The organism is Streptomyces sp. SPB074, assembly GCF_000154905.1.
Taxonomy (GTDB): Bacteria; Actinomycetota; Actinomycetes; order Streptomycetales; family Streptomycetaceae; genus Streptomyces.
On sequence record NZ_GG770539.1, the window covers coordinates 2821286 to 2828313 of the forward strand.

General features: G+C 72.3%; 7 protein-coding genes and 1 rRNA gene. All 8 read right to left on the bottom strand.

Features of this window, described 5'->3' with window-relative positions; translation table 11 throughout:
- Positions 1-49: 49 nt before the first annotated feature.
- The 8 genes from SSBG_RS11615 to rrf all read right to left on the bottom strand — a co-directional run bounded on the left by SSBG_RS11615 (position 50) and on the right by rrf (position 6624).
- Complete coding sequence (locus tag SSBG_RS11615; RefSeq protein ID WP_008746330.1) at positions 50-1012, bottom strand: lysophospholipid acyltransferase family protein; 963 nt, start codon at positions 1010-1012, stop codon at positions 50-52.
- A gap of 28 nt (positions 1013-1040) precedes the next feature.
- On the bottom strand, positions 1041-2069 hold the full coding sequence (locus SSBG_RS11620; RefSeq protein WP_008746331.1) for an NAD-dependent epimerase/dehydratase family protein: 1029 nt from the start codon (positions 2067-2069) through the stop codon (positions 1041-1043).
- A gap of 182 nt (positions 2070-2251) precedes the next feature.
- A complete protein-coding gene (locus SSBG_RS30990) occupies positions 2252-2350 on the bottom strand; it encodes a 30S ribosomal protein bS22 (RefSeq protein ID WP_003948845.1) in 99 nt (32 codons plus the stop codon).
- 185 nt (positions 2351-2535) lie between these two features.
- On the bottom strand, positions 2536-2748 hold the full coding sequence (locus SSBG_RS11625; protein WP_007823614.1) for a helix-turn-helix domain-containing protein: 213 nt from the start codon (positions 2746-2748) through the stop codon (positions 2536-2538).
- A gap of 607 nt (positions 2749-3355) precedes the next feature.
- Positions 3356-4528, bottom strand: a complete 1173-nt coding sequence (locus SSBG_RS11630) for an acetoin utilization protein AcuC (RefSeq protein ID WP_037869508.1) — start codon at positions 4526-4528, stop codon at positions 3356-3358.
- Positions 4497-5729: an MFS transporter gene (locus SSBG_RS11635; protein ID WP_037869510.1), complete on the bottom strand. Its 1233-nt coding sequence runs from the start codon at positions 5727-5729 to the stop codon at positions 4497-4499. The genes SSBG_RS11630 and SSBG_RS11635 overlap by 32 nt, the downstream gene beginning before the upstream one ends.
- 41 nt (positions 5730-5770) lie before the next feature.
- Positions 5771-6415: an HAD family hydrolase gene (locus SSBG_RS11640; protein ID WP_008746335.1), complete on the bottom strand. Its 645-nt coding sequence runs from the start codon at positions 6413-6415 to the stop codon at positions 5771-5773.
- 92 nt (positions 6416-6507) lie between these two features.
- Positions 6508-6624 (bottom strand): 5S ribosomal RNA (rrf, locus tag SSBG_RS11645).
- Between the last annotated feature and the right edge of the window lie 404 nt (positions 6625-7028).

Below are 7028 nucleotides of genomic sequence, written 5' to 3' on the forward strand. Positions count from 1 at the left end.
CCGTACGCGCGGCTCGTCGCGAGGCGCCCGCCCCGCGCGGCGGGCGTCCTCAGAAGAAGACCGAGCGCCGCCGCACCAGCGCCTCGTACAGCATGTGCTGAATCCGCTCGCGGACCTGGTCCGTCAGGTTGAAGACGAGCATGGGGTCCTCGGCCGCGGCCGGTGGCTGCCCGGCGGTGTCGAGCGGTTCACCGAACTCGATCGTCCACTTCGTCGGCAGCGGCAGCGCGCCGAGCGGCCCGCACCACGGAAAGGTCGGCGTGAGGGGGAAGTACGGCAGGTTGAGGAGACGCGCGAGGGTCTTCGCGTTGCCCATCATGGGGTAGATCTCCTCGGCGCCCACGATCGCGCACGGCACGATCGGCGCCCCCGTCCGCAAGGCGGTCGCGACGAAGCCGCCGCGCCCGAAGCGCTGGAGCTTGTACCGCTCCGCGAACGGCTTCCCGAGCCCCTTGAACCCCTCCGGCATGACCCCGACCAGCTCGCCCGCGCCCAGCAGCCGCTCGGCGTCCTCGGCGCAGGCGAGCGTGTGCCCGGCCTTGCGCGCCAGCTCACCGACCACGGGGAGCCGGAAGACGAGGTCGGCGGCGAGCAGCCGCAGGCGCCGCGCCGCCGGGTGCTCGTCGTGGAGCGCGACCTGGAGCATGAGCCCGTCGAGCGGCAGCGTCCCCGAGTGGTTCGCGACGAGGAGCGCGGCCCCGTCGGCGGGCACGTGCTCCAGGCCCTTCACCTCGACGCGGAAGTACTTCTCGTACAGCGGCCGCAGCGCCTCCAGGAGCACGCCCTCGGTCAGCTCCGCGTCGTACCCGAAATCGTCCACCTCGTAGGCCCCGGTGAGCCGCCGCCGCAAGAAGGCGAGGCCGCCGGCGAGCCGCCGCTCCCACTCGGGGCCCGCCGGCTCGCGCGCGGCGCCCGGCAGTGCGCGCACCTCCGCCTCGCCGCCGTCCCGCCGCTCCCCGCGCCGCTCCCGGGCACGGTCGTCGTCGAACGGGATCACCTTCGCGTCGGACATGGGGCGGGACTCCTTCGGGTGCGGCGGTTCACGGCGTACGGAGCTGGGCGAGGCGGTCCACGAGAGTGCCCAGGAGCGCGGGCGGGAGCAGCCCGGGGCCGCGGGCGCGCGCGTAGTCGGCGAAGGTCTCGGCCGTCCCGTACGCCGGGGTGAAGCCGAGGCCCTCGCGCAGCCGCGCGGTGGAGACGACCCGCCCGTGGGTGAGCGTGCGCCACTGCTCCGGCGAGAAGTCCCCGAGCCCCGCGCCGCGCAGCGCGGCCCCCGCCCAGCGTGCGACGGGCGGCAGCAGCGCCACCGTGGGCCGCCCGAGCCGCCGCGCGCACTGCGAGAGCAGCAGCACCCCCTCGCCCGCGACGTTGTACGTGCCGTTGCCGCGCGCGGACGCGCTCTCGGGCAGGCAGGCGAGGAGCCGCAGGACGGCGAGCGCGTCGTCCTCGTGCACGAACTGGAGCCGGGGATCGTGCCCGAGCACGGTCGGCAGCACCGGCAGCGCGAAGTAGGCGGCGAAGGGCGACTCGGCGCCGGGCCCGAGGATGCCGGCGAAGCGCAGCACGCCCACCGCGACATCGGGGCGGCGGCGGGCGAAGCCCCGCACGTAGTTCTCGACCTCACCGACGTCCTTCGCGAAGCCGCCGTGCGAGGGGCCGCGGTGCGGGCCCGTCTCGTCCACGACGGCGGGATCGCGGGCCGCCGAACCGTACACGGCGGTCGAGGACTTCACGACGAGGCGGCGCACCCACGGCGACTTCTGGCAGGCGCCGAGGAGCTGGAGGCTCCCGATGACGTTGGTCTCCTTGACCCCGGCGCGCGGCACCCCGGGCGCCGTCCCGGTCACGTCGAGGTGCACGACGGTGTCCACGGCGTGCTCGGCGAGCACGCGCGCGATGACGGGCTGCCGCAGATCGGCGCGGACGAACTGGGCGCGCCCGAGCGGCTGTCCGGGCGGTACGGAGTCCACCGCGACCACCCGCTCCACCGCCGGGTCCTCCTGCACGCCCCGCACGAACCGCGCCCCGAGCCTGCGCCCGGCCCCCGTCACCAGCACGACACGTCCCACGCGATCCGCCCGCCCTTCCGTGGCGTACGCCGTCGGGGGCCACGGTAGCGGGCGCGGGAGGGGAACGGGTCGCGGCCCCGTACGGCCCCGGCGGGCCCGCGCCGTACACAGAACCGCGGCCCTCCCCCGGAACAATCCGGGGAAGGGCCGCGGTGGAGCGCCCCGCTCGCGCGGGGAGGGGCTCACTTCTTGTTACGACGCTGGACGCGCGTACGCTTCAGCAGCTTGCGGTGCTTCTTCTTGGCCATCCGCTTGCGCCGCTTCTTGATGACAGAGCCCACAACAACCCTCGCTCACTACTCGGAACACCCCCGCAACTGGCGGGGGCACTTGGTGCGGGGCTGCATGGGCCCACACGACCTACGTCGGCCCAGCCTACCCGCCCCCGCCCCGAGCCCTAAATCGAGGGCGTCGCCCCTGCCCGGGACCCGGCCGAGCACCGGGTTCCGGGCAGGGGGTGGCGGGCTCAGGCGGTCTCCACCCCCACGTAGGACTCGCGGAGGTACTCGTGCACCGCCTGCTCGGGGACCCGGAAGGACCTTCCGACCCGGATGGCGGGCAGATGACCGCTGTGCACCAGGCGGTACACGGTCATCTTCGACACTCGCATCACCGAGGCGACCTCGGCGACGGTCAGGAACTGGACCTCGTTGAGAGGACGCTCGTCAGCAGTGGCCATCACTACACCTGCACCTTCCACTCGGACGCGCACCGGCTTCCCCTCCGGTGACTCCTCGTCGCTGAGCGCTCACTCCCCAGATTAGGGGCGGGTGATGCGAGTGGGGAAGAGGAGCAGGCATCCTCTGTTTACCGTGACAGACACGCCGGATTGAGTACATAACGAGTAATCGGCCGGTAGTACCCGGCCCGCACGCCACCCCCGGGCGGAACGCGAGGAGCCACCCGCCCCTCTCTGGCGGCGGGGCCCGGCGGGGGCCACGCGCGCCCCCGTGCCCCCCAGTCCCACGACCGAGCTGACCTGCGCCGCGCCCCGGCCGTCTCCCCGCGCCCCACCACGGCTTCCGTCCCGTCCGCCCCCGTGAGCCGGTCCGTCCCAGGAGGCGCGGACGGGCGATGCGCGCCCGGCGCGTGCCCGGCGCGGGGGACGTGCGCCGCAGGACCGGCGAGCAGCGGGAAAACGTAGGCGAAGAGGGCGTGCGTAGCGGGAAGCGGGTCGTTTTGTCGATACGTCGGCGCGCGGGGGCGGGGAGGCGGGTGGGGCGCGGTGGCCAGAGCGGGGTCGGGCGTTGGGCGTAGGAGGTGTGCTCCCCGGCCCACGCCGGCGGTTACGGAAGCAGCCCCCGCAGCGGGAAGACGCACTTGCGGGTCGCGATGATCGCCTGGTCGATCCGGTCCGCCGGGTCGTAGCCCTCCTCCCAGGGCTGCCACCGCACGGGCCAGCGGCCGTCGGTCATCCGGTACGGGGCCTGTTCGCGGGTCGCGGCGTACACCTGGTGCCGCCACGCCTCCGGTACGGCCGCGAGCGGTTCCACGGGACGGTGCGCCGCGATGGCGGTGAGGTGCGTCCACGAGCGCGGTACGACGTCCGCGACCGCGTACCCGCCGCCGCCGAGGGCGAGCCAGCGGCCCCCCGCGTACGTGTGCGCGAAGTCGTGGCACGCGGACTGCACGGCGCGCTGCGCGTCGAGGGACACGGCGAGATGCGCGAGCGGGTCCTCGACGTGGGTGTCGGTGCCGTGCTGGGTGACGAGGAACTGCGGGCCGAAGCCCGCGAGGAGTTCCGGCACGACGGCGTGGAAGGCGCGCAGCCACCCGGCGTCGCCGGTGCCGGCGGGCAGCGGGAGGTTCGCCGCCGAGCCCTCCGCCTCCTCGGCGCCCGTCTCCTGCGGCCAGCCGGAGTTCGGGAAGAGGGTGCGCGGGTGCTCGTGCACCGAGATGGTCAGGACGCGTGGATCGGACCAGAACGCGGCCTCGACGCCGTCACCGTGGTGCACGTCCGTGTCCACGTACGCGACCCGCTCGGCGCCCAGTTCGAGGAGCCGGGCGATCGCGAGGGCGGCGTCGTTGTAGACGCAGAAGCCGGAGGCGGCGGCGGGCATCGCGTGGTGCAGGCCGCCCGCGAAGTTCACGGCGTGCGCCGTCTCGCCGCGCCACAGCGCCTCGACGGCGGCGACGGACTGCCCGGCGATGAGCGCGGAGACCTCGTGCATCCCGGCGAACGCCCAGTCGTCGGTGGTGCCGAGCCCGTACCGCTGGTCGGCGTGCCGCGGCTCGGCGGAGGCCGCCTTCACCGCCGCGATGTAGTCCTCGCGGTGGACGAGCCGCAGCGTCGAGTCCCCGGCGGCCGGGGCCGCGACGACCTTGAGCGCGGCATCGACACCGAGGCCCGCGACGAGCTTGCGGGTCAGGTCGAGCCGTACGGGGTCCATCGGGTGACCGTCGCCGAAGTCGTACGCGGTGACACCGTCATCCCACATCAAGTGCGCGAGGCCGCTCATGCCCGTCACCGTACCGGGCCCCGGCGGGCGCGAAGGAACGCGCGTACACGAGCGTCACCAGGACCAGGACGAGCGGCACGAGCATCGCGCCGCGGTAGTTCCAGGCGTCGCCGAGGGCTCCGACGAGCGGGGAGCCGATGAGGAATCCCACGTAGTTGAAGATGTTGAGCCGCGCGACGGCGGCGTCCGAGGCGTGGGGGAACATCCGCCCGGCCGCCGCGAAGGTCTGCGGTACGAGGACGCACAGCCCGAGCCCGAGCAGCAGGAACCCGGACATCCCGGCCCAGGCGCTGGGCGCCAGCGCCACGACCCCGAAGCCGATCGCCGCGAGCACCGCCCCGGCCCGGACGACCACGACGGGCCCGAAGTTCCGCACCCCGAAGTCCCCGACGCCCCGCCCGACGAGCGTCGTGACCATGTACACGTTGTAGGGGACGGTGGAGAGCTGCTCGGAGCTGCCGAGGACGTCCTGGAGGTATTTCGCGCTCCAGTTGGAGACCGTCGAGTCCGCGATGTACGCGAAGGTCATCACGAGGCAGAGCGGCAGGAGCATCCGGAAGACGATGCCGGAGCCCGGCGCCCGCTCCTGGTCCGCGCGGACGGCGGCCTTCTTCTCCTCCCCGGGCCGCGCGTCGGCGTACCACCGGCTGCCGGACAGGGCGGCCGGGACGGCGATGGCGACGAGGGGGAGATAGGAGACACCGAGCGAGAGGTGCCAGTGCGCTCCGGCCCAGGCGAGCGAGGCGCCGAGGATGCCGCCGAGGCTGTACACGGCGTGGAAGCCGAGCATGATGCTGCGGCCGTAGGCCCGCTGGAGGCTGACGCCGAGCATGTTCATCGAGGCGTCGAGCGCGCCGACACCGAGGCCGAAGACGGCGAGGACGAGCCCCAGGGCCACCATGCCGTCGCCGTAGCCGACCCCGAGCAGGGCCAGCAATGCCAGGGGCTGCGACCAGCGCAGCACCCGGCTGGGCCGCACCCGCTTGACCAGTTGCTCCGTGACGACGCTCCCGATACCGGCGAGCACGGGGACCGCGGCGAGGAAGACGGGCAGGAGACCGTCGGATATCCCGTACTTGTCCTGGACGGCGGGGATACGGGTCACGAGCAGCGCGAAGGCCGCGCCCTGCACGAAGAAGCTGAGGGCGAGCGCGGCCCTGCCGTGCCGCAGGCGCGCGTCGATGGTGACGGGAGCGGTCATGGCGGGAGCGTAGGCGCCCGCGCTACCAGCCGGTAGATCAATCAGCCGAGCAAATCGGGGAGTTCGGCCATGCGCGCGAAGCTCGCCGTGACCGGGCCCAGCGAGGCCGCCGGGGTCATGGCGGTAAATCCGTACACGTCCATCCCGGCCGCGCGCGCGGCCTCGGCCCCGAGCGGGCTGTCCTCGACGACGGCGCACCGCGCGGGGGGCACGCCCATGGCGCGGGCCGCGTGGAGGAAGAGGTCGGGGGCCGGCTTCCCGCGGCCGACGTCCTCGGCGCTGAAGACCCGTTCCCCGGGGAACCAGCGGTCGAGCCCGGTCACTCCGTGGCCGAAGCGGATGCGCTCGTGACTGCCGGAGGAGGCGACGCAGTAGGGGGTCCGGTTCTCCTTGAGCCACGCGAGGACATCGACCACCCCGGCGACGGGTTTCAGCTCGCGTGCGAAGGCCGCGAAGACCCGTGCGTGGAAGTCCTCGTCGAAGGTCTCGGGCAGCCGCTGCCCGGTGCGTTCGAGGATCGTGTCGTGCACACGGTGCAGGGCGCCGCCCATGTAGTCCCGCAGGGAGTCCTCGTACGTGGTGGGGTGGCCGAGTTCGGTGAGGTGGGCGGCAAGCACGGTGTTGGACAGCGGCTCGCTGTCCACGAGCACCCCGTCGTTGTCGAAGATGACCAGGTCGTAGCGCATGACTCCGACAATAGCCGGGGCCGGAATACATCCCTGTGAACGCGGAAAAGCCCCGCACCAATACTGGTGCGGGGCTCCCCCGTATAAGAATTGTTCGGCGGCGTCCTACTCTCCCACAAGGTCCCCCTTGCAGTACCATCGGCGCTACGCAGCTTAGCTTCCGGGTTCGGAATGTAACCGGGCGTTTCCCACGCGCTATGACCACCGAAACACTATAAAACCCGACCACCCCGCCACACCGTAATAACGGGGGCAGTGTGTGATCATTCGTGGTTTCAGAACCAACACAGTGGACGCGAGCAACTGAGGACAAGCCCTCGGCCTATTAGTACCGGTCAACTCCACCCCTCACAGGGCTTCCATATCCGGCCTATCAACCCAGTCGTCTACTGGGAGCCTTACCCTCTCAAAGGAGGTGGGAACACTCATCTCGAAGCAGGCTTCCCGCTTAGATGCTTTCAGCGGTTATCCCTCCCGAACGTAGCCAACCAGCCATGCCCTTGGCAGAACAACTGGCACACCAGAGGTTCGTCCGTCCCGGTCCTCTCGTACTAGGGACAGCCCTTCTCAATATTCCTACGCGCACAGCGGATAGGGACCGAACTGTCTCACG

What these genes read in the sequence shown, in the direction of transcription:
- SSBG_RS11640 (WP_008746335.1), bottom strand. Translation starts at nt 6,415, where the DNA reads ATGCGCTACGACCTGGTCATCTTCGACAACGACGGGGTGCTCGTGGAC.
- SSBG_RS11625 (WP_007823614.1), bottom strand. Translation starts at nt 2,748, where the DNA reads ATGGCCACTGCTGACGAGCGTCCTCTCAACGAGGTCCAGTTCCTGACC.
- SSBG_RS11630 (WP_037869508.1), bottom strand. Translation starts at nt 4,528, where the DNA reads ATGAGCGGCCTCGCGCACTTGATGTGGGATGACGGTGTCACCGCGTAC.
- SSBG_RS11635 (WP_037869510.1), bottom strand. Translation starts at nt 5,729, where the DNA reads ATGACCGCTCCCGTCACCATCGACGCGCGCCTGCGGCACGGCAGGGCC.
- SSBG_RS11615 (WP_008746330.1), bottom strand. Translation starts at nt 1,012, where the DNA reads ATGTCCGACGCGAAGGTGATCCCGTTCGACGACGACCGTGCCCGGGAG.